This is a genomic window from Ahniella affigens (assembly GCF_003015185.1).
In the GTDB taxonomy this organism is placed as follows: domain Bacteria; phylum Pseudomonadota; class Gammaproteobacteria; order Xanthomonadales; family Ahniellaceae; genus Ahniella; species Ahniella affigens.
This window is the reverse complement of the sequence record NZ_CP027860.1, coordinates 527,592-548,108: the sequence shown is the minus strand read 5'-3', so window position 1 is coordinate 548,108 and position 20,517 is coordinate 527,592. Positions and strand designations below refer to the sequence as shown.

The 20,517-nt window shown below is 61.1% G+C and carries 15 protein-coding genes; 7 read left to right on the top strand and 8 right to left on the bottom strand.

Features of this window, described 5'->3' with window-relative positions:
* Positions 1 to 435 precede the first annotated feature (435 nt).
* A complete protein-coding gene (locus C7S18_RS01975) occupies positions 436 to 2,025 on the bottom strand; it encodes a hypothetical protein (protein WP_146151714.1) in 1,590 nt (529 codons plus the stop codon).
* A gap of 451 nt (positions 2,026 to 2,476) precedes the next feature.
* Between C7S18_RS01975 and C7S18_RS01970 the strand changes: the two genes are divergently transcribed.
* Entirely contained in the window at positions 2,477 to 3,346 is an 870-nt protein-coding gene (locus tag C7S18_RS01970; RefSeq protein WP_106889961.1) for a hypothetical protein, read from the top strand.
* 26 nt (positions 3,347 to 3,372) lie between these two features.
* Positions 3,373 to 4,134 carry an endonuclease/exonuclease/phosphatase family protein gene (locus C7S18_RS01965; protein WP_106889960.1) on the top strand — a complete coding sequence of 254 codons (762 nt, stop codon included), beginning with the start codon at positions 3,373 to 3,375 and terminating at the stop codon, positions 4,132 to 4,134.
* 80 nt (positions 4,135 to 4,214) lie between these two features.
* Here the strand turns inward: C7S18_RS01965 and C7S18_RS01960 are convergent, their stop codons facing one another.
* The 5 genes from C7S18_RS01960 to rhlB form a co-directional block, all read right to left on the bottom strand.
* Entirely contained in the window at positions 4,215 to 5,042 is an 828-nt protein-coding gene (locus tag C7S18_RS01960; protein WP_106889959.1) for a sulfite exporter TauE/SafE family protein, read from the bottom strand.
* Positions 5,043 to 5,822: 780 nt separating this feature from the next.
* On the bottom strand, positions 5,823 to 7,868 hold the full coding sequence (locus C7S18_RS01950) for a hypothetical protein (RefSeq protein WP_106889957.1): 2,046 nt from the start codon (positions 7,866 to 7,868) through the stop codon (positions 5,823 to 5,825).
* A 17-nt stretch (positions 7,869 to 7,885) separates the two neighbouring features.
* Positions 7,886 to 8,323: a hypothetical protein gene (locus tag C7S18_RS01945; RefSeq protein WP_106889956.1), complete on the bottom strand. Its 438-nt coding sequence runs from the start codon at positions 8,321 to 8,323 to the stop codon at positions 7,886 to 7,888.
* A 17-nt stretch (positions 8,324 to 8,340) separates the two neighbouring features.
* Positions 8,341 to 9,207 (bottom strand): dockerin type I domain-containing protein, encoded by an 867-nt coding sequence (locus C7S18_RS01940; protein WP_146151713.1) that lies wholly within the window; start codon positions 9,205 to 9,207, stop codon positions 8,341 to 8,343.
* A gap of 280 nt (positions 9,208 to 9,487) precedes the next feature.
* The gene (rhlB, locus tag C7S18_RS01935; RefSeq protein ID WP_106889954.1) at positions 9,488 to 11,215 is read right to left on the bottom strand and encodes an ATP-dependent RNA helicase RhlB; all 1,728 of its coding nucleotides are present in this window, start codon (positions 11,213 to 11,215) and stop codon (positions 9,488 to 9,490) included.
* 537 nt (positions 11,216 to 11,752) lie between these two features.
* On the opposite strand from rhlB, the gene trxA reads away from it, so the two are divergent.
* Together trxA and C7S18_RS01925 are read left to right on the top strand one after the other, a co-directional pair.
* Positions 11,753 to 12,082: a thioredoxin TrxA gene (gene trxA / locus C7S18_RS01930; protein ID WP_106893886.1), complete on the top strand. Its 330-nt coding sequence runs from the start codon at positions 11,753 to 11,755 to the stop codon at positions 12,080 to 12,082.
* A 211-nt stretch (positions 12,083 to 12,293) separates the two neighbouring features.
* On the top strand, positions 12,294 to 12,809 hold the full coding sequence (locus C7S18_RS01925) for a c-type cytochrome (protein WP_106889953.1): 516 nt from the start codon (positions 12,294 to 12,296) through the stop codon (positions 12,807 to 12,809).
* A gap of 406 nt (positions 12,810 to 13,215) precedes the next feature.
* Here C7S18_RS01925 and C7S18_RS01920 read toward each other — a convergent pair whose 3' ends face one another.
* Positions 13,216 to 14,151, bottom strand: coding sequence for an electron transfer flavoprotein subunit alpha/FixB family protein (locus C7S18_RS01920; RefSeq protein WP_106889952.1), 936 nt, complete (start codon positions 14,149 to 14,151; stop codon positions 13,216 to 13,218).
* Positions 14,152 to 14,160: 9 nt separating this feature from the next.
* Positions 14,161 to 14,907, bottom strand: a complete 747-nt coding sequence (locus C7S18_RS01915; RefSeq protein ID WP_106889951.1) for an electron transfer flavoprotein subunit beta/FixA family protein — start codon at positions 14,905 to 14,907, stop codon at positions 14,161 to 14,163.
* Positions 14,908 to 15,149: 242 nt separating this feature from the next.
* On the opposite strand from C7S18_RS01915, the gene C7S18_RS01910 reads away from it, so the two are divergent.
* The 3 genes from C7S18_RS01910 (at position 15,150) to rpmG (ending at position 20,054) form a co-directional block, all read left to right on the top strand.
* Positions 15,150 to 19,316 carry a C25 family cysteine peptidase gene (locus C7S18_RS01910; RefSeq protein ID WP_106889950.1) on the top strand — a complete coding sequence of 1,389 codons (4,167 nt, stop codon included), beginning with the start codon at positions 15,150 to 15,152 and terminating at the stop codon, positions 19,314 to 19,316.
* A 324-nt stretch (positions 19,317 to 19,640) separates the two neighbouring features.
* On the top strand, positions 19,641 to 19,877 hold the full coding sequence (rpmB, locus tag C7S18_RS01905) for a 50S ribosomal protein L28 (protein ID WP_106889949.1): 237 nt from the start codon (positions 19,641 to 19,643) through the stop codon (positions 19,875 to 19,877).
* 12 nt (positions 19,878 to 19,889) lie between these two features.
* Positions 19,890 to 20,054 carry a 50S ribosomal protein L33 gene (rpmG, locus tag C7S18_RS01900; RefSeq protein WP_106889948.1) on the top strand — a complete coding sequence of 55 codons (165 nt, stop codon included), beginning with the start codon at positions 19,890 to 19,892 and terminating at the stop codon, positions 20,052 to 20,054.
* Positions 20,055 to 20,517 lie beyond the last annotated feature (463 nt).

The window sequence follows — 20,517 nt, the reverse complement described above, 5'->3', positions numbered from 1 at the left end:
TGACGATTTGCTTGGCCTATTGGCCTGGCGCTACCGATTCCATTTGAGCGTTTCGGCGGGCGCCCGGCCTAACTGATGCAACCCAAGAATGGGCCTCTGCGAAGGGGGTACCAATCAATCAGGCGCGTACGAACTCAAGTTTCTTGCTCAGTGACTTCCGTTTTATGGGCGATGTATCGCTGACGCCAGCGTACGCCTGGGCCTTTACTCGTGACCAAACCGGGGATGCAGTGGCCCTGGTTGACGCGCCTTCCAGAGCCGGTCCGAATCCTGCCATTGCAATGTCGCCTACCGGTACTGAGTCGGACGATGGTGCGGACTCGGCGTCTCAGTACCGATTGGCATTGTGTTGCTCCCCGCTGCTGTTCTGGCGCTCAAAAGGCGGCTTTGTCATCGCTCGGATTGGGACGCCAGGTGCCTGTCCCTGCATCTGGGTTACTGACAGATGTCGATTCGGGCCCACGCACTTGCGGCCAGATTGGGGCGTCCAACTTGATTCACCGCCCAGAGTTTGCACACATCTGCGGGATCCTCCATCGTCGTACCGTAGTCGCCGGTACGGATGATCTGATTAGGATTGGTGGTTGCATAGCCAGCGGTACCTGCACTGTAGATCGTTGCAGCGGACATTTGGCCCAATGGATCCGTTGCTTTGCGATAGGCGTATCCAGCTGACGGATAGATGCCAGCATTCGTCATCGTGAAGCTGATCAGAACGCCATTTTGATTGGCCCATAGCGAAGGACAGAGGTAGGCGTTGGTATCGTTTGTCGGCAATACCCCGCCTTGCACCTGTAGACCGGTCGCAAGGTCCAGCTCTGCCCACGCGGCAGACGTCAGCACCTGACTTGGGTTCGATGCAAGCGGTGTCTGTACAGAGTGTCCGATGAAGAGCCGATTGTTGTGGAAAGTCCCACTGATCAGCGCGTTGCATAGTGGATTCCGCGTGTCGTTCAGCGTCTGATTGACAAGCGTTCCCGACGCCGATGCTGCCGGGAGTGGTCGGTTGCTGAAGACCGGTTCCAGTGAAATGGCACTGCCGGGAACTGGAATCTGATCTGTGACACGGTATACGTCGTACTGTGTTCCATTTGACAGCATGCGCGTCACGTACAGCCTGCCGTCACTGCCACTCATCGCCGAGGCGCTTGCACCAATGGGCGAGATTTGTCCAGGCGTTGGCGGCACCAAGACCGTCGGGCTCAGGGAAGTGGCTTGGTACAGTCCGGCGCGCGGAAGCACAATCAGGCGTTCACCCCAGTTCTGGCAGGGGGTTGGCGTGGCCGTGCTACCGTGCACAAAGACTGATATGGCGACGAAGTTTTTCGACACTGCGATCCTGGGGTAGTCATACGACCACTTGCAGCTTGGGTCAATGTCAAAGGCAAAGCGCTGCCAGTTTGTTCCACTCTCATCTTGGGAGTATCCAAATAGAACTGCCCAACCAAGTCCCCCACCGGGCCCACGAAGCGCTGTGGCGAGATACCGGTTGCTCGCAAAATCCAAGACAATGCGTGGATCGAACGGTTTGTAATTTGGGTCGGCGCTGACAACACTACTCCAAAATGTTCGATGATCAGAATTTGAGTTGAGTATTCCGGATTTCAAATTCGTCGCTCTGCCGACATTCTGCAGAGAGATTGCGTGCTTCTTGCCAACTGCACCGCCGACGTCTGGCGCAGAGCCGCCCGATGGCAACAGACCCACGTCGAAGACTGGGCCAACGACTGCGGTGCTTTGGACCAGCGACTTGTTGGCGGTTTGGTCTGCTGCGCGTCCGAATTGATCGCCAAAACGATAGGTCTGAAAGAAGATGTCCATCATTTGCGAATAGTAGTCGGCGCTTTGGGTGTCCCGTTGCGCGGGCTCGGCGCTTTCCGTGGGCGTCGCAAACTCCCGCATTGATTGGCCCGACTCTTGGCCAGCGGCGTCTGCGACCGGTACCGCAATCAAGGCCATTGCCATTGCCATGGTCAAGGTCAAGGCGGGTAGGCGAGCGGTCATCAACTGAGCGTGATATGACATGGTCTGCTCCTGCTTTGTGAGGAGCGTCGAGCGTACGCATGTATCCGCCTTGAGACTGATGCCGGCCCGTTATCGGCGCAAAACAGGTGTCTCACCACTCGCTGGTCAAGCGCGAAGCGTGGCTTTAGGTTGACTCGCTCACGTTGGGGTCGCTTGGTATTTAGATCTCGTGGTTCGAGGGAATTCTTCGTGTCGGAGAGTGGTCGAATGCTCTGTTCAAGCGTTTCTGTGTCGATTGCGGCGCGTGTCCGGTATCAAAGCGGCCCCGATGCCGGGGCGACATTTTTTCGGGCGCCATGCAAGCCAACCACATTCTTGATCGTGACGTCCGCTCGCGAGCTCTCGGTGTTGTGTTCGCGAGTTCGGGTTTTGCGCATCGTTGGCGTCCATTGCCGTGTTTATGGGTCCGGCTGCTGTTACCTTTGTACGGGTTTTCGCCTGGAGGCTGTCGATGCCCCTCTGGAACACGTTCTGGTCATCGCTGCCTCCAAGTCGGCGTTGGTTTCTGGGTTTCATGCTGCTGGTGCTGGCTCTGGGCTGGTTAGGCGCGGTCGATCGCCTGAGCGCTACGTATCTGGATCGCGTATTGGAGCGGACGTTGACCGCTTTTGCGCTCGCCCGCGGGACCAATGCAGCGATTTCGCTTCTGCAGGACGCGGATTTGACCGTGACGCCAGTGGGCGTTGGCGTGACGCTGAGCCCAGGCGAATTGCTGGACCCGGTCAACGACCTTGTGGAGCAAGTATCCTCGTTCCTGCTGGTGGCGGCGACATCGCTCGGGATACAACGGATCGTGCTGGAAGTCGCTGGCGCCCATCTCATGCAATGGGTACTCAGCATCTTGTTTCTGCTGGGACTACCTGCGTGGCTTGGCACGCGGCATGCCGGCTTGGCCCTGTGGCCGGCACGATTGTTCCTGTCGCTCCTCTTGTTGCGCTGGCTCCTGCCGCTGCAGCTGATGGGTATGCAGGCCATTGACGTTGGCATTCTGGAGCCGCGCTATCAGGCTGCCGTGGCCGAACTCACTCTTTCCAAACAGCAGGCTGAGGCGGTCGGTCAGTGGGCCGATACGGCCGAGCCCGCAGACCCGAGTCTGGCCGAGCGGCTGCAGCGGCTCTGGCCCGGTAGCAACGGTCAAGCGTGGCAGGACCGCATTCAGGGGTTGGCGTCCCAGCTCTCGCAGATGACCCGTAGCCTGGTGGAATTGCTGGTCGTATTTGCGTTGCAGTCGTTGGTGCTGCCGCTTGCGTTTGTTTGGTTGTCCGGGGTTTTGCTACGTGCAATTGTCCGTTGGTCCTTTCTGAGCCCCAAGTCAACGTGAGCAAGGCGGCAACTCCGAGGCGCCTGATGCGCCTGATGACCTTCAACATACAGGCGGGCGCTTACACGGGCAGTTATCGTGAATACCTGACCCGTAGCTGGCAGACTGTGCTGCCACATAAGGGGAAACTCCGTAATCTGGCCGGCATCGCGCAGTTGATCGAGCCCTGTGACTTTGTCGCGATTCAAGAGGCTGACAGCGCCAGTGTCCGTACGGGGTTTCGCGATCAGATGGAGTACTTGGCCGAGATGGCTGGCTTCCCATTCTGGAGTCATCAACGCAATCGCAATCTGGGTCTGGCGCAGCCTGGCAGCGGGCTCTTGTCCCGTTTCGAGCCGACCTCGGTGATCGCGCATCGTTTGCCTGGCGCAATTCCTGGCCGTGGCGCACTGGAGGTTCATTTCGGCGAAGACGGACAGGACCTCCGGCTGATCGTGGTGCACATGGCGTTGACGGCCGCCGGGCAACTGAAGCAATCACGTTATCTGGCTGATCTGACGGCAGACATGAAGCATGTCGCCATTCTGGGCGATTTCAACGCGACGCCCGAATCCGACTCGCTCGCGCCTTTATTTGCGAGCAAGCGGTTGCGTAGCGCGAACACTGAGCCGAGCTTTCCGAGCTGGAATCCGAGCCGGAATATTGACTTGGTGCTGTTGTCGGCCGGATTGAAAGTGAAGCACGCCGAAGTGTATTCGGTGCCAATCTCGGACCACTTGCCGGTTCAGATTGATGTCGAAATTCCCCGGTCCTGCGCGGCAACCCTTGCTGGACTGAATCAGACTTAGTCGCGAACGCGAGCCGAGATTTCTTCCAATTGACACCGCTCCGGGTGACGGGGTGGGCGCGTTCGCCGGATGCCTGACCTTCAGGCAATCATGCTGGTCCGATACCACGTCATCAGCGCAACGACGACAAGCAGGCCGGCAAACGCGCGTCTGAGTGAGTTGCCCGGCAGCTTGTGTGCGAGACGCGCACCGTACGGCGCAAACAGGATGCTCGTCGACCCCAACGCGAGCGCCAACGGCCAATGCAAAAACCCGATTGTGTGCGGGGGCATTGCGGCATTGGGGCTGGATTTGGTCCACGCAAACCCGATCACCGCGGCAACCGCAATCGGCAGTCCGCAAGCCGCTGACGTTCCAACCGCTCGCACAGGCTTCGCGCCGAAATGGATCAGCAACGGTACCGTCATGCTGCCACCACCAATGCCGACGAGCGCCGACACGATGCCAATCGCAAACCCGCCCGGAACCAGTTGCCAATGTTTCGGCGTGGCGCCCGCGTCATCTGCCGCGTGCGTCGATTTGGGTCGCCACATCTCCCACGCGGCGACAAAGCAGAAAGCGATCACGCCCCATTGCAGCCATTGGGTACTGAGTTGGCCGGCCATTCGCGCGCCCAGCACGCCGCCGATGAGCATGCCGGGCACCAGGCGAGACAGACTCGGCCAAAGAATCGCCCCGCGGCGATAATGGGAGCGCGCCGAAGACGCGGCCGTCAGCACAATCGCGCCAAGCGAGCTCGCCAGCGCGACATGCATGACGTGCTCCGGCGGCACTGCCAGCGTGGGCAGCAGCCAGACAAGCGCAGTCACCATCACCAAGCCGCCACCGATCCCGAACAGCCCCGCAAGCACGCCCGTAGCGGCACCGATCGGCAAGGCGAAGAGAAGGGACCAGGTTAGTGATGTCATCAGCGGCTGCCTGTCAGGCTCAAACGAATCGAAGGATCCGATATTGGCGTCGGGTGGTCACTCGTTGCCAGAGCGAAATCGGTCAATTCAGAGTCGGTGCTTCCGATTGCCGTCGTTATGGGTCGTGTTCTGATTCGTGCGGCGCTCTGAATGCCTCCGAGCGGCGCGGAGTCGCGCATGATTCGTCGAGCATCGCGTGGCGCGCAGTCCTGCAGCCTCCTCAGCAGCAACTTGTTCGTTGACTTGGAAAGGCATCAAGCGCTCGCCCGAAATGGCCAGCGATCGCATGTGTGCGAGCGCTGCGGTCGCCCTTCCAAGACGTAAAGCGCGCGGTCGGCTCGCACTGAACACTGGCGCGATCAGTCGGACCAGCGTGCTTTGGAACTTGCAAGACGCTTGTCGGCGCGGGGCGCTCAAAAACAGAACGGCCGTCTCAGGGCGCGCTTCAATACAGAAGGGGCGCCTCGCGGCGCGCTCCAAGACAGAAAGGGCCCCTTTCGGCGCTGTGTTCCTCAAACAGAAAGGGCGCCTTTCGGCGCTGCGTTCCTCAAACAGAAAGGGCGCCTCGCGGCGCTGCGTTCCTCAAACAGAAAGGGCGCCTCGCGGCGCTGCGTCCCTCAAACAGAAAGGGCGCCTCGCGGCGCTGCGTCCCTCAAACAGAAAGGGCGCCTCGCGGCGCTGCGTCCCTCAAACAGAAAGGGCGCCTCGCGGCGCTGCGTCCCTCAAACAGAAAGGGCGCCTCGCGGCGCCCTTCCCTTCGTACAGATTGCTTATCAGCGATCAGGCGGTCTGACGACGCAGGCCGAGGCCGATCAGGCCGAGGCCGATGATCAGCGCAGCCATCAGTGCCTTGCCCAGACCATTGATGGCCGGGATCGGCAGCAGGTTGGCGCCCGTGCAGTTCAGCGTGAACGAGACCGTGGCTTCGTCGGCATCGTTCGTGTTGCAGGTGACCGTTTCCGTGATCGTCGCGTTCAGGGTCGGAGCCGTGCACGAGAAGTCCAGCGAACCCGTACCGCCATTGATGGCGATCGGCGACGCCGGCGGCGTGAACGTGATGTTCGGGTCATCCGTCGTGGCCGTGCAGGTATCAACCGTCAGCGGGGCGTCACCCGTGTTCGTGAACGCAACCGTTGCCGCAACCGAGTTACCCGGCTGTCCTTGGACGTTGATCACGCCAGGCGATGCTGGGTTGGTCGACACTTCCGGAGCCGTGACGGCGGCCGGGCAGGCGATGTCCCAAATGCGCGTGTCAGGCGTGGTCGTGCCACTCGCCACCGAGTTGACCGTGCAGGTCAGCAGAGCGGTCGTGGCAGCGGCATTGCCGTTGCAACGCAGGCCAATCGACGTGTCGACGTCACCAGCTGGGTCACCCGTACCGAATGCCGTGGCGGCCGGCGGCGTGGTGATCGAGATGTTGCCCGTGCCGTTGTTGCTGATCGCGCAGCCCGTGATGGCCACCGTTTCAGCCGTGCCCGTGGCGTCGTCGATACCACCCGAAACGTCCAGGTTGATCGTCGAGGTGCTGTTGCCAGCAAGACCCAGCGGCGCCGAGAAGGTCACTTCAGCCGATGCGTCGGACGTGTCGTCAGCATCTTCGACCGGGTCGGCCGTCATGATCGGAGCGGCAACCGGCAGACCGGCTGGGCAGGTCACGTTGACGCTGTAAGCAGCACCACCGACCGTGCAAGCCAGAGCTTGCGGACCCTGAGCAGCGGCGCCGGCCGTGCAGGTCACGTTGAACGATTGCGCCGTCGTGCCTGATCCCGTGAAGGTCAGCGTCGGATTGGCCGGAACGATCGAGAACGGAGCGGCAATGGTGCAGCCGGTGACCGTCGACGAACCCGTGCCCGAACCACCCGATGGGGTGAACGAGAACGTGGCCGTGCTGGTCTGGCCTTGGCCAACCGTACTCGTGTTCACGTTGCTGCCGCTAGCGGTGGCTGGCGTGATCGTCGGGTTGACGTTAGCGGCTGGGCAGGTGAAGCCCCAGGTCTGCGTGGTCGTAACAACCGTGCCGTCGCCTGGCGCAGCTTCATTCTGACGGCGCTCGCGGCAAGTGAACGTACCAGTTTGCTGGGCATTGGTCGCCGTACACGTCGCCGTGATGTTGGCATCCGTACCGTCGGTGCAGGAGCCGCCGTTCGTGCACACCATATTGGTGAACGCGACGAAGCTCACGCCCGTGCCGGTTGCCAGCTGGCACTGGTCAATCGTCGTATTACCGCCGTTGGAACCACCGGCGCCAGACACCGCGACGTTCGACGTGGTCGTGCCACCAATCGAACCTGCGGCGCCGAAAGTGACCGTCGCAGGCGCAGCGTTGGGGGCCGGGGTGTAAGTCACCGTCGGGCCAACCTGGGCGCCAGCGCGAATCTGCAGCGTGCCGGAGGTGAACGTGCAAGGGCCGGAGTTGACGTTACCGGTGCAGTCATTCAGGCCGCCCGGAGACAAAACCAACGTACGGTCGACGCCAGGACCAGGAACGGCCGAGGAGTCCACCGAGAAACGGCAATAGGCCGTCGACGTCGATGTCAACGGAGTGCCGGCGCCGCTTGGCGGAACAATGCGAACGGTGTTGGCATCAACGTTGGAGCAGATCGAGCCTGCCACCAGCACAACGCCAGCTGAGAGTGTCACGTCAGCAGGTGTGTCGAGGTCGACACCCGCATCTTGGGTATCGCCATCACCTGCAAAGAAGATGTCCACGGTTTCCAGTGGTGCACCTGGGGTGACAACGGTGTTAGGGAATGTAAAGGTACCGGCGGAAGCTCCGCCGGCACCCACCAACAGCAGAATTGCTGAACATCGGGCGCTAAGTTTCATGTATCGCAGTCTCCTACTTATTTTTCGTTCAAATCAACCAAATCAGCCGAGCAGGTCTTGTTGCCGTTCGCAGCAGCACACTCGGTGAAGAGGGTTTTCAGGGCACCACCTGCTGCCTTGCCAGCGGCCGGCTTAAACAGGAAGGTACAGTAGTCAGCGCGGCCACCAAGGGCCTTACCAGCGCCCGAAGGCGGCACGATGCGAATCTTGCGCTCGTCAGTCTTTGCAGCGCAGATGGTGCCGGATGCTTTGGCTGCGGCCTTCACGAATTCCCAGTTGGCTGGGTATTCAAGATCAAGCATGGCATCTTGCGTTTCATTGTCGCCAGCAAAGCTGACCACAACGACTTTGTTCATGGACTTGTCGTTATCGCTCCACACTTCGAACGAACCGGCAACCGAGGAGCCAGCGAAGGCCAGAGCAGCAATGACGCCTGCGAGTTTCAGAGTCTTCATGTTGGGTCTCCTCAGAATTACGGCGTGTTAACGCAAGTTTCAAAAGCAGCCAGCAGGTTCGTCACGCAGGTACGGTCGCCTGGGGTGACGGATCCGTCGAAGTTGCAGTCCGGGGCAGCAGCAGCTGCTGTAATAACAGTTCCGGCGAGTTCGTTCGTGATCGCAGTGCGATCACCCGGGGTGACGGTACCGCTGCCGTTTGCGTCGCGGCAAATCCTTGCGATCGCCGTTGCACGACGAGACTCAAATGCGTCGACCGTAATGTCACCCGTTGCGGCGCCAGCGATCCAGCCGAGTACGGCCGTGTCGATCCCGTCGCTGTTGTTGCTCAGGCCCGTGATTGCAGGAGTGGCCGAATCAAGGTCGTTAAAGACCGGATTGCAAGTTGCGGACGTACCGCAGTTTCCGCGAACCAGGATACCCATCTTGCCGGTGCCTGAGCCGCGTGCCCAGTTCAGCTGAACTTGGTACCAGCGGTTATTCGTCGCAGCAACAGAAACCGGGCTGGCCGCGGTATTGGCGTAGAAGCGGAAGTTGGTGCCGTCATAGGTAACGCGAATGACGTTCGTGCCACCAGTGGCCTTGGCATTAAACACATCGACTTCAGCGCCCGTCACATTGGCCTTCACGTAGAACTGCACGCGGTACGCACCTTCCGATGCACCAGCAGGCGTATTGTCGGTCACAGTCTGACCGACAGCTGTTGACTTGAGGCTGCAACCGCCCTGGAAGCGGGAATGCTGGGCCGTTGGCGGGCCACCGGCGGTTGGGCTGTTTTGCGCACCACCCGTCCAGGCAGCGACGGAACAAGCAGAGGCCATTTCGGCGCCGGCCAAAGCGGCCAAGCCCAGCACTACTGCAGCAAGTTTAGTCTTTCGGATCACAGGAAGTCTCCCATTGAGTTCTTTACATCGCCCACAAACAAACGCCTGCAGGACCAAGATACGCAGTCTCCCCATAACCTTATCACCGAAGATTTACCGAATGGAAGCGAATCTTCACAGTTTTGCGAACTGCGCCCGTAGCCGCAATCTGCGTTGACTCGCTTCCACCCGGCGAAACTCGTTGCGGTCAGGGGGAGTAACCTCTGACTCGTTCAGACATTTGAACGGGTTCATGGATAGAGACGGAATCCGATGGCAAAACCGGACACGTCCCCGAAAATTATTTCCGACGCGGTAGCGGCAGGCGGCTGAACATGGATTTCAGCTTCGCTTTGATGCGCTGCAGCAGCTTGGCTGGCTGCGCATCTGCCGCCGTAGCTCCCGTTTCCAGCACTTGTTCTGACTGGCCGTTTTCGACTCCCTGGGCGTCTCGATGCCGATTCCGACCGCCGCGGCGGCGGCGCCGTTTGCGGAATTCGCCCTCACCCGCGGCGTCTTCTGTCTGGAGAACTGGATTGACCGGTGCCGCCACAGGATTCACTGCGGTGTCCGGACGGGCATCGCGGTTGGCATCCCGGTTCGGACGATCCGGTCGATCCGGACGCGGCCCCCGCTCAGCTCGATCGCCCTTGGGCGGGCCCGATCGCTCACCGGTACGCCGATCGGATCGCGGCTTGCCATCGCGCCCACGGCCGCCAGCCTGACCTGGCCCGCGCGTCCGACCGCCACCTTTGCGGTCAAACCGCTCGGCGCGCTCGGAATAGGCATCGGCAATAATGCTCGGCTCCGCCTCGGCACCTTCGGGTAGTTCTGTCCGTGGCGGGCGGCGCGGAATCTCTGCCAGCATTCCAGGCTCGATCCGGGCGGTCGGAATCTTTTGCTCGATGTAAGCCTCGATGTCGGGCAGGCTGACCGCGTATTCGTCGCAGGCAAAGCTGATGGCATCGCCCTCCGCGCCAAGCCGGGCGGTGCGCCCGATCCGATGCACATAGTCCTCGGAATCAAACGGCAAATCGTAGTTGAACACGTGGCTGACGCCGGCAATGTGCAAGCCGCGGGCGGCGACATCGGTGGCGACCAGCAACTCCAACTCGCCTTTCTGGAACTTGCCGAGCAGGCTCTCACGCTTTTTCTGGGGAACGTCGCCAGACAGCACACCGACGCGATACTTGGCGCGCTCCAGCACGCGGGCCACGCGCTCACAGGCTGCTTTGGTATTGACGAAGATCATCGTCCGATCGGCTTCCTTGTTGGCCAAGAGGCCAAGCAGCAACGGCAGCTTTTCTTCGGACGCCGGGAAATACACCACCTGGCGGACGCGCGAGGTGGTTACGGTCTCGGTTTCGACCACGAGCTTTTCCGGCTCGTTCATGTGCTCATAAGCCAACTCGAGCACCCGATGACTCAGGGTGGCCGAGAACAGCAGGTTCTGACGCTCCTTGGCACCCGGCATGCGCCGAAGCAGGAAGCGGATATCCTTGATAAACCCGAGGTCGAACATGCGGTCCGCCTCGTCCATGACCACGACTTCGATACTTCGAAGCGCCAACGCGCCCTGCTTGAAGTAGTCGATCAGGCGACCCGGCGTGGCGATCACGATGTCCACGTCGCCCTGCAGCACCCTGCGCTGCTTGTCGTAGTCGACACCGCCGTAAACCAGAGCCAGGTTCAGGCCAGTATGCCGGCCGATGGCCTGGGCATCCTTGTCAATCTGAATCGCCAGTTCGCGGGTCGGCGCCAGAATGATGGCGCGCGGGTCCTGGCTTCGACGATCGGCTTTGGCCGGCTGGGTCAGCAGGCGGTTCATGACGGCAACCAGAAACGCCGCCGTTTTGCCGGTGCCCGTTTGGGCCTGGCCAGCAATGTCGCGGCCCTGCAGCGCGACCGGCAGCGTCAGCGCCTGAATCGGGGTGCAACGGATAAAACCCGTGTCGTGAAGGCCCTGGGAGAGCGTCAGGGCAAGCCCGAAGCTATCGAAATCTAAATCAGTAAGTACTTGTTCTGACATTTGTTTTTCTTGTTGCGAAAGCCATCTGAGGCTTGAATTTGGCTGATCCCGGACTTAACTGGAATCAGCGACGAACTTGAACCGGCGCACCCGGCACTCCACAATCCGAGTCCTGAGGTGCGTGGTGAAAGGGGGTCAACCGCCCGCAGTGTACAAGGGAAGTCCCGAGCAAATGCGTCGCAACCGTCAATTGCGGTTGCCGCGAAGCCGGATTCGGCCCGCGATCGATGAGTCGGTCCGATTTGTCAGACCTGGCTCACGGTCGTGGCCCGTAGGCTCCCGCGAGACTGCGAGGCGTGCGGACACTCGATTCATGGACGTCGCTGGCGGGCCGGCCTCGGCCCGTTCGGCGGGTTCGGAGAACGATCTGGCAGGGAGCATCCGCCCCCTCATTCATGATCGTTTTCAGAATCTGTCCTGAACACCACACCGTTGTTTTGTCGGATTTCGCCGGTTTTGCCGGTCGCGTTTCAGACTGAGCCGGAAGCCGCCCGATCCGGGCAAGCCACCGGCCCAGCCATCTACGAGGAGAATGAAGTGAGCAATTTGATAGCCCATGCCAGTGATGAGAGCTTCGAGAAGGATGTATTGAAGTCCGGCGAGCCCGTGCTGGTGGATTTCTGGGCCGAATGGTGCGCGCCGTGCAAGGCGATCGCGCCGGCACTGGACGATCTGGCCACGACCTACCAAGGCAAGATGAAGATCGTCAAAGTGAACATTGATCACGCCCCCAAGACGCAGATGCAGTACCGCGTCCGCGGCGTGCCAACCCTGATGCTGTTCCGCAATGGCGAAGTCCAAGGCACCCATATCGGCATGGCCAGCAAGACCCAGCTGGCACAGTTCATTGACAAGGGAATTGCCTGATTTGGCGTGCCGGGCCCTGATCGGATTCGGGGCCTTCGCAATCGGCATATCGTTCGGCTCCTGGCCCACCGGAGCCAGAACGGCCCAACGAGCGGCTCGAAAAGCGTCCCGAACCGGCGGGGGCCGGTTCCGGTCTGCGTGCGCTTGCCGCTACAATGTGCGACCCCTTTTGTCTGCACCGGCCCTGTGTCGGTGATCTGGAGCCCATGTTATGACGCCGTATGACCTGCAATTCATGAAGCGCTTTGCCTTGATCATCGCTGCCCTGATGGCGCTGACCGTGGTGCTGATCGTTGCCGCACACCACATCTACGGCAAACAGGAGCGCGAACCGAATGCAGCCATCGCCGCCCAGGTTGGCGAACGCATCTCGCCAATCGGCGCGGTTTACGCTGGTGCAACGGGTGACGCCGCGCTGGCCCTGGCACAGCAGCGCGCGGCCGAAGCGGCCAAGGCTCAAGTGGCCTATGACGGCACCCTGGACGGTGGCGTGATCTACGGCAAGCTCTGCACCACCTGCCACACCGGCGGCGTGGCGGGCGCACCGAAGCTCGAAAAGGCAGCGTGGGCCGCACGCATCGCCCAAGGCAACGACACCCTGTATACCCACGCGATCGGCGGCTTCGCCGGTGCCGCCGGCAACATGCCGGCACGTGGCGGCAATCCGTCGCTGACCGATGATCAGGTCAAGGCAACGGTCGACTGGATGCTCGCGAATCTGCAGTAACGGCTGGGCTAAAACTCGGCTATAGAAAAGCGCAGCCCAGGCTGCGCTTTTTTTGTTCCGATGCGCAAGTCGCCGCACCCGCATTCCGTTGGCAGCGTGGGAAAGGCGCGTGGTGGCGCCGAACGTTTCGTCAGGGAAGTTGATCGCAAGATTGAACCTCACCCCGGATCAATTCCGGGGTGACGAACCGCAAGTACGGATTCTTGCAGGAGGCCGCAGCCTTAAGGCGCGCCCAATCAAGCGCCTTGCGGCCAGTCCAACGCTTCGCGCCGAGCCAAGCGTCGGTCTTGCAACGCTGCCCCAATCCACCAAGCGTCACCCGGGACTTGATCCGGGGTGGTTTTTAGGGGATCGGAGGCGGCCGTGAGCCGTGATATCCGAGACCCGGAGCCAGAGTGGCCGGGGCTCAGAGCGCCTCGGTCAACTCCGGTACGATCTTGAACAGGTCTCCAACGAGACCAAAATCGGCGATTTCGAAGATCGGCGCCTCGCCGTCCTTGTTGATCGCGATAATGGTGCCGGCATCCTTGATGCCGGTCAGATGCTGGATCGCGCCCGAGATGCCGATCGCCACATACATTTCTGGCGCGATGATCTTGCCCGTTTGACCGACCTGCAGATCGCTTGGCACGTAACCGGCATCCACCGCCGCACGCGACGCACCGACAGCCGCGCCGAGTTTGTCAGCCAGTTTGTAGATGATGTCGAACGCTTCGCCTGAACCGAGCGCACGACCACCCGAAACCACGCGACCGGCCGTTTGCAAGTCCGGACGATCCTGCGCGCCAGCCTTCAGCTCGACAAAACGCGTGTGCTTGGGTACCGACACAGGCAATGTGGCCGTTTCCACGTTCGCCGAGCCAGACGCACCAGCTGCAGCAAACGACGCCGTACGCACGGTGCCAACGACCTTCCGGGCCGGATCAGCCTTGACCGTGATGATCGCGTTGCCGGCATAGATCGGGCGCTCGAACGTATAAGCGTCGCGGACGGTCATGATGTCGCTGACCTGGGCCTCACCAAGCAGCGCGGCGACGCGCGGCATCAGGTCTTTGCCAAAGGTCGTCGACGGACCGAGTACATGGGTGTACGCCGCTGCGGCCGCAATCACCGTCGGCGCATACGCAGCGGCGGTTGCAACGGCAAAGGCGGGATCCGCAACCGTCACCACCTTGCTGACCGCATCGAGCTTGGCTGCTTCAGCGGCCACGCCGGTCGGATCGGCGGCCAGGACGAGAATCTCAATACTGCCGCCAATCGCCTTGGCAGCCGTCACGCACTTCGCCGTGCTGGCATTCAACTTGCCGTTCAGATGTTCGGCAATGATCAGAATCTTGCTCATGGGGGCTCCTTACAGCAGACCTTTGGCTTTCAGTGCGGCGACCAGTTCTGGCACGTCCTTGACCATCACACCCTTGCTGCGCTTGGCTGGCGGCGCGTAGTTCGTGATGCTCAGGTGATCCCCGGATTCGACGGCGAGGCTGTCGAATGCCACGGTTTCCAGGGGCTTGCTCTTGGCCTTCATGATGTCCGGCAACTTGATGAACCGGGGCTCATTGAGGCGGAGGTCGGTCGTGATGACCGCGGGCAGGTCAACCTCCAGGGTCTCCAGGCCCGCGTCCACTTCGCGCGTCACCCGCGCGACCGAGCCGGTCACTTCCACCTTCGACGCAAACGTGGCTTGCGCGCAGTCGAGCAGCGCCGCCAGCATCTGGCCGGTCTGGTTGCAGTCGTCATCGATCGCCTGCTTGCCGAGCAGAACAATTCCAGGCTGCTCTTTTTCCACGAGTTTTTTCAGGACCCGGGCGGCCGTCAGCGGCTGAATCGCGGCGTCGGTGACGACATGGATCGCGCGATTGGCGCCCATGGCCAGACCATTGCGCAAGTGCGCCTGACAATCTGCCGGGCCGATCGTGGTCACAATCACTTCGGTGGCAATGCCTTTCTCGCGCAGACGCAACGCTTCCTCGAGCGCAATGTCGTCGAACGGGTTCGGGGACAACTTGACCCCCTCGATGGCCACGCCCGAGCCATCGGGTTTGACTTGCACGCGCACGTTGTAGTCGACAACGCGCTTGTAAGCGACCAGAATTTTCATCGCGATTCCCAAAAAATAAGCCACAAAGGCCCGAAAAGGTCGGCGAGTCTAGCGCCAACTGACTGGAGCCGACACTCGGCTGCTCGCGTGAAAACCGCATCAAGACCAGATCGGCGCCACGACTGACGGATACACGGGCAGGCGCTAACGACCGTGTCGTTTGCCAAATTCCGTGAATTGGCGCACATTTTGCATGCTATTTTCCGTACCTACGCTTAGTTGCTAGGGCAATAGGGGTGTGTATGCGCGCTTTCCGGGTTGATCTGGCTGTGTTGTTGGGTGGGTTGTTGGTGTTTGGCATGGGCGGCGCCTTGGCTGCCCCGAAGATCTACCGCTATGACAATGCCACGAGCGGCGCGACCGGTCACGTCACGAGCAATGGCAATTGCACCAGCGGCACCGGCGCTCTGGACCGCACCTTTTCGGTAAGCGACAGCTTCACGGTGCAAAGCATCGCGATTGGCGTGAATGTCAGCCACAACGAACGCGGCGACTACCGCATGCTGCTGATCGCGCCGGGCGGCACATCGTTCCAATTCATGAATCAGGGTACCGACACGGACGACAATTACGATGTCTTGGTTGCCGACGGTTTCAGCGCGACCGAGCCACTGACGCCTGCATTGGACGATAACGATGCGGACCCAGTTGCCGAGCCATACTTTTTGCGGCTGGTCGAAGTGACCGGCATGAATTTTTACACCGGCAATGCGTCCGGTACCTGGACCCTGCGTCTTTGCGACCGCGACAACAATGGCGTCAACGGCACATTCAATCGCGCCAAGCTGATCCTGACCGAAAACGCATCGGTCTCGCAGGGCACGTGCGCGACTCGGATGACCTACGACTGGGGCAGCAACGGCAATAATGCCAACTTCACCAGCACGACCGTCAATGGTGTCACCATGACGGAAACCCGGGCCGACAGCCTGGGTGGCGCGGGTATTGCCGGCAACTTGGTGACAACCACCGCCACGACCGGCAATCACGCAGGGTATTACCAGTTCTTTGTCGACGTCGTGGACGGCTCGGGCACCGAGATCGAATCGGTCGGCCAGCTGACCGAGTTCACCTTCTCGACCGAAGTCAATGATCTGACTTTCGCGATCACTGATAACGATTGGGCCGACGCCGATTTCGAGGACTACACCACGGTGGCCGGCTACGACGCCGATGGCAACTACGTGCCTTGGGAGTACACCGGCGGCAGTTCGACGCAACGTGCTGGCGATGTGGTTGAAGGCGATGCCGCCGCGGCCGACACCGCAACTACAGGCAACATGAATGTCGAGTTCTCGAGGCCAGTCAAGCGCGTATTGATCGACTATCTGGTAGGCGATGACTTTGACGACGCCACGCTGCCGGACGACCAGAAGACTGGCATTACCGACTTCACCTTCTGCAGTTTTGATCTGGGCGATGCGCCGTCGAGTTACAACGTCAGCATCGCGGGCAACGGTCCCCGGCATGTGTTGAAGGACCGCTTGATCCGGATTGGCGCTACCGTCCCCGACGGGGAAACCGACAGTGCTGGCAATGCTGCCGCGAATGTCGATGGCGCCGACGAGGATGGCGTCACCACGTGGCCGACCTATGTGTCGACCGGGATGACGTGCTCGGGCGTCAGCGTGACGGCGGGCCAGTACTGCGTGGCGCTCGCCGTGACGAATACCTCAGGACGCGATGCGCAACTCGTTGGCTGGATCGACTTCAATGGCGATGGCGATTTCAATGACACCGGCGAGCGTTCCCAGCCTCGTCTGCGCTACAGCAGCGGCGGACCTATTGCGGGCGCCGACGATACGACCTTTACCACCGGCAATGTCCCCACCGGGACCAGCGGCGCGACGCGCGTGCTGGTCTGGAGTGGTTTTGGCGTGCCAGTTAATGCAGCCACCGCGACCTATGCGCGCCTGCGCCTGACTTCGACGCTCACAACGAGTTTCTTCAGCGACGCGTCGCCGCAACCCAATGGTCTGGCCGAAGATGGCGAGGTCGAAGACTATTTGCTGCCGGCTGGCACCCTGCCTGTCAGCCTGGCTCAGGTCCGCTCCAGCCGCGACAAGCAAGGCCTGCTGATCCAGTTCTCGACTGCTGCCGAGGCCGGCAACGTGGGTTTCGACATCGTTGCGTCGGACGGCAAGTCGCTCGCTGCCGAGCCGATCGCAGCCGGGGAACAAGGCACGCTCGGGGGCGACTACGTGTTGCATCTGCCAGGCCACGGCGTCAGTCAGTTTTATATTGACGATTTGGCGATGGACGGATCGCGCAAACGGCACGGCCCCTTTGAAGTTGGCAAGCAATACGGCACCGCCCGGATCGACACGGATCGCATCGACTGGCAATCAGTGCGTGACAAAACGCGGCCGCAGCTTCGCGGCAAAGCGATTGCGAACCAAGTGTTGCTGGGCATCAGCCAGGCGGGGATCCAGCGCCTCAGTTTTGCCGATCTGAAGGCGGCCGGCTTAGCTCTTGGCGATGGGGTCGCGACCCACACGCTGGCACTGCGCGACGCTGGCGCCGCGACCCCATTGTTTGTCATCGGCGGCGAAGATGGCGTCTTTGGCCCTGGTGACACCCTCGAATTCGTCGCGTCCGGTAGTTCGAACCGCTACAGCAGCCAGAACCAGCTGCTGCTCAGTCTGAACGGGTCAGCCGTGTTGGCCGACAGCCTGCCGCAACCAGAGCAAGCGGCGCCCAGATTGATCGAAAGCACGTATCAACTCGGACAGGATCGCGTCTTCAACCTGAGTCTCGATGGCGCGGAACCGTGGCTCGATGAGAGCCTGCTGGCCTTCACGACGCCGGTCGCGCTGCGTCGAACATTCACGCTGCCCGGCATGGCGCCGTTGAGCCCGGTGTCGGTCACCTTGAGACTCCTGGGCGGCACCGACTTCGCGGTGTCCGGCCCCGACCACTCGGTGGTCGCCAGCGTCAATTCGCAGCACCGGAGCATGCTGAAATTCGATGGGGTGGTGCCGGCCGACATTACGATTGATATTCCGGAGGGCTTCCTCCCCGGCACGCAGGAGCTGGCGCTCGATCTGCCATCGGATTTGGGCTTGCCGTTCGACTTGGTCCATTTTGACCAGGCCGAGATTCGCTACCAACGCTACACCCATTTGAGCAACGGCCGGTTTGACGGCACCTTTGAGGCGGGCCCAGGCTTCGCGCTGACGGGCGTCGATCGTGCCGGCAGCCTCTGGGCGCTCGGCAATGGTCAAGCCTGGCGCATGCCGATTCAGGCAGGCGCGCAAAACTGGGCGGGCAACCCGGCCCTTGGCAGCACCCTGCAATGGTTCGCTGCCGCGACGGAATTGGCCGGTAAACCGACCATCCTGCCGGCGAGCGCGCCCGCGCAGTTGCCCGAAGCGGCCGACTTCCTGATCATCAGTCACCCAAGCTTCTTGTCCAGTCTGGACGACTATGTGAACCTGCAGCGCACGCGCGGCTATCGGCCTGTGGTCGTGAGCACCGCCGCGATCTATGCCTTGAGCGATGACCAGGAGCCAGGCGCCCAGCCCATCAGCGACTTCATTCGCGCCAGCCATGCCAAGACGCCACTGAAGTACGTGACGCTCATTGGCGCCGACACGTATGACTACCGCAACAATCTGGGTATCGGATCGGTCAGCTTTGTACCCACTCACTATGTCCGGACCAGCCTGTTCATCGCGCAGACGCCGTCGGATTCGAAATATGTCGATTTCGACGATGACCAAGTCCCCGACGTTGCCATTGGCCGGATTCCGGCCCGAACGCCGGACGAGCTCGTCCGGATGATTCGCAAGATCAAAGTGCAGGATGCGCGCCGCATCGACCGGGCCTTGTTCGTTGCCGGCGCCGACGACTCCGGTGCGAAGCGCTTCAACGAATTGAGCCTCGACTTTGCGAGCGGGCTGCCCATCAGCACCAATACCCAACTTGTGGAGTTCAATCAGGTCGGTCGCGATGCCACCCGCCAGTCCATTCTGGATGGCTTTAATAGCGGTATGCCATTGATCTCGTACACCGGCCACACCGCGCCCGGCCTGTGGGATTTCAACGGCCTGTTGTTCTCACAGGACGCGGCCACGTTCAGAAATGGTGGCGCACCGAGCCTGGTCACCCAGTGGGGCTGCTGGAACAGCTATTTTGTCGATCCGTATGCGCAGGGCCTGTCGCATCAACTGCTCGCCGCAGAAGGCGGCGCCGGGACCGTTTACGGTGCCACGACCCTGACGGAGGATGTCTCGCACAGCCTGCTTGGCCGCCTGTTCTTTGAAGCGATCAGTGCCGGTGCCCGGACGGTCGGCGAGGCCGAAATCCAGGCCAAGCGTCGTCTGGCTACGCTCAGGCCGCAGGCCATCGACGCCCAACTCGGCATGCAGGTGCTGGGCGACCCGGCGATGCCGGTCCGGGTAGAATAGGCAGTCCGGGCGCCCCGTGGCGCCCCGAAAGGCAACCGGAACCGAGGGGGTTCCGGTCCGTTCTGGCGCTGGTATCGCGCCACCTGGGTCTCAGCCTTCCGACATTTCACTTGCCCGAAACCGCCCAATCGGCTATAAAGCGCGCCCCTTTCCGCCACTCTGCTGGCGCCCGGATCAGTGCGGACTGAACCTGGGCCAAGGGAAATCCGCTGAGTCGCTGGCCTTTACGCCTGCAATTCCCAATCCGACCCCCGCGAGCTGGCAACAGCGTCGGAGCCGTTATCGCCCAGGCCATGGGTGAGATGTCGTTTATCGAGGTGATTCATGGCAAAAGTTTGCCAAGTAACCGGAAAGCGCCCGCAATCCGGCCACAACGTGTCGCACGCCAACAACAAGACCAAGCGTCGTTGGCTGCCGAATCTGCATGAGCGTCGTTTCTTTGTCCCGAGCGAGAACCGCTGGGTCAAATTGCGTGTTTCCACTCAAGCCCTGCGCACCATCGACAAGAACGGCATCGAAGCCGTGCTCGCCGAACTGCGCGCACGCGGCGAAAAGGTCTAAGGAGCAAGAGTCATGGCATCGAAGCGCGACAAAATCCGCATGATCTCCACGGCTGGCACCGGTCATTTCTACACGACCGACAAGAACAAAAAGACCAAGCCCGAGAAGCTGGAAATGATGAAGTACGATCCAGTCGTGCGTAAGCACGTGGCGTACAAGGAAGCCAAGATCAAGTAATTGATCGGCGCCCCGCAAAAAACCCGCCCTGGTGGCGGGTTTTTTGTTGCCTGGCGTTTGCTCTGCAAGATGGACCAAACAGGTGGAACCGGTCGGTTTGCATAGCGCCCGTCTTGCGGATGAGAGCGCCATTCTGATCGCAGGTAGCCCTCTCCCCAACCCTCTCATCAAACACGCCGTAACCCATTGGTTTTGCGAACCAATAAATTGCGGGCGGTGACGATTCTGACCGCAACTAACCCCCTCCCCGACCCTCCCCCGCGATCGCGGGGGAGGGAGCGCTCCCTCTCCCACGCGAGTGGGAGAGGGCTGGGGAGAGGGCTACTTGCCACACTGGACCGTCGAGAAAATCTCGCATCGCCGCTGACATTTTGATGCACGAATAAGCACACCAAAGGGGCGGCTGGGCTCTCATCAAACACGCCGTAACCCATTGGTTTTGCGAACCAATAAATTGCGGGCG

Coding starts and splice junctions, on each gene's coding strand:
- C7S18_RS01960 (WP_106889959.1), bottom strand. CDS start 5,042: ATGACATCACTAACCTGGTCCCTTCTCTTCGCCTTGCCGATCGGTGCC.
- C7S18_RS01970 (WP_106889961.1), top strand. CDS start 2,477: ATGCCCCTCTGGAACACGTTCTGGTCATCGCTGCCTCCAAGTCGGCGT.
- C7S18_RS01920 (WP_106889952.1), bottom strand. CDS start 14,151: ATGAGCAAGATTCTGATCATTGCCGAACATCTGAACGGCAAGTTGAAT.
- C7S18_RS01925 (WP_106889953.1), top strand. CDS start 12,294: ATGACGCCGTATGACCTGCAATTCATGAAGCGCTTTGCCTTGATCATC.
- C7S18_RS01965 (WP_106889960.1), top strand. CDS start 3,373: ATGCGCCTGATGACCTTCAACATACAGGCGGGCGCTTACACGGGCAGT.
- C7S18_RS01950 (WP_106889957.1), bottom strand. CDS start 7,868: ATGAAACTTAGCGCCCGATGTTCAGCAATTCTGCTGTTGGTGGGTGCC.
- C7S18_RS01945 (WP_106889956.1), bottom strand. CDS start 8,323: ATGAAGACTCTGAAACTCGCAGGCGTCATTGCTGCTCTGGCCTTCGCT.
- rpmB (WP_106889949.1), top strand. CDS start 19,641: ATGGCAAAAGTTTGCCAAGTAACCGGAAAGCGCCCGCAATCCGGCCAC.
- rpmG (WP_106889948.1), top strand. CDS start 19,890: ATGGCATCGAAGCGCGACAAAATCCGCATGATCTCCACGGCTGGCACC.
- C7S18_RS01915 (WP_106889951.1), bottom strand. CDS start 14,907: ATGAAAATTCTGGTCGCTTACAAGCGCGTTGTCGACTACAACGTGCGC.
- C7S18_RS01975 (WP_146151714.1), bottom strand. CDS start 2,025: ATGTCATATCACGCTCAGTTGATGACCGCTCGCCTACCCGCCTTGACC.
- rhlB (WP_106889954.1), bottom strand. CDS start 11,215: ATGTCAGAACAAGTACTTACTGATTTAGATTTCGATAGCTTCGGGCTT.
- C7S18_RS01910 (WP_106889950.1), top strand. CDS start 15,150: ATGCGCGCTTTCCGGGTTGATCTGGCTGTGTTGTTGGGTGGGTTGTTG.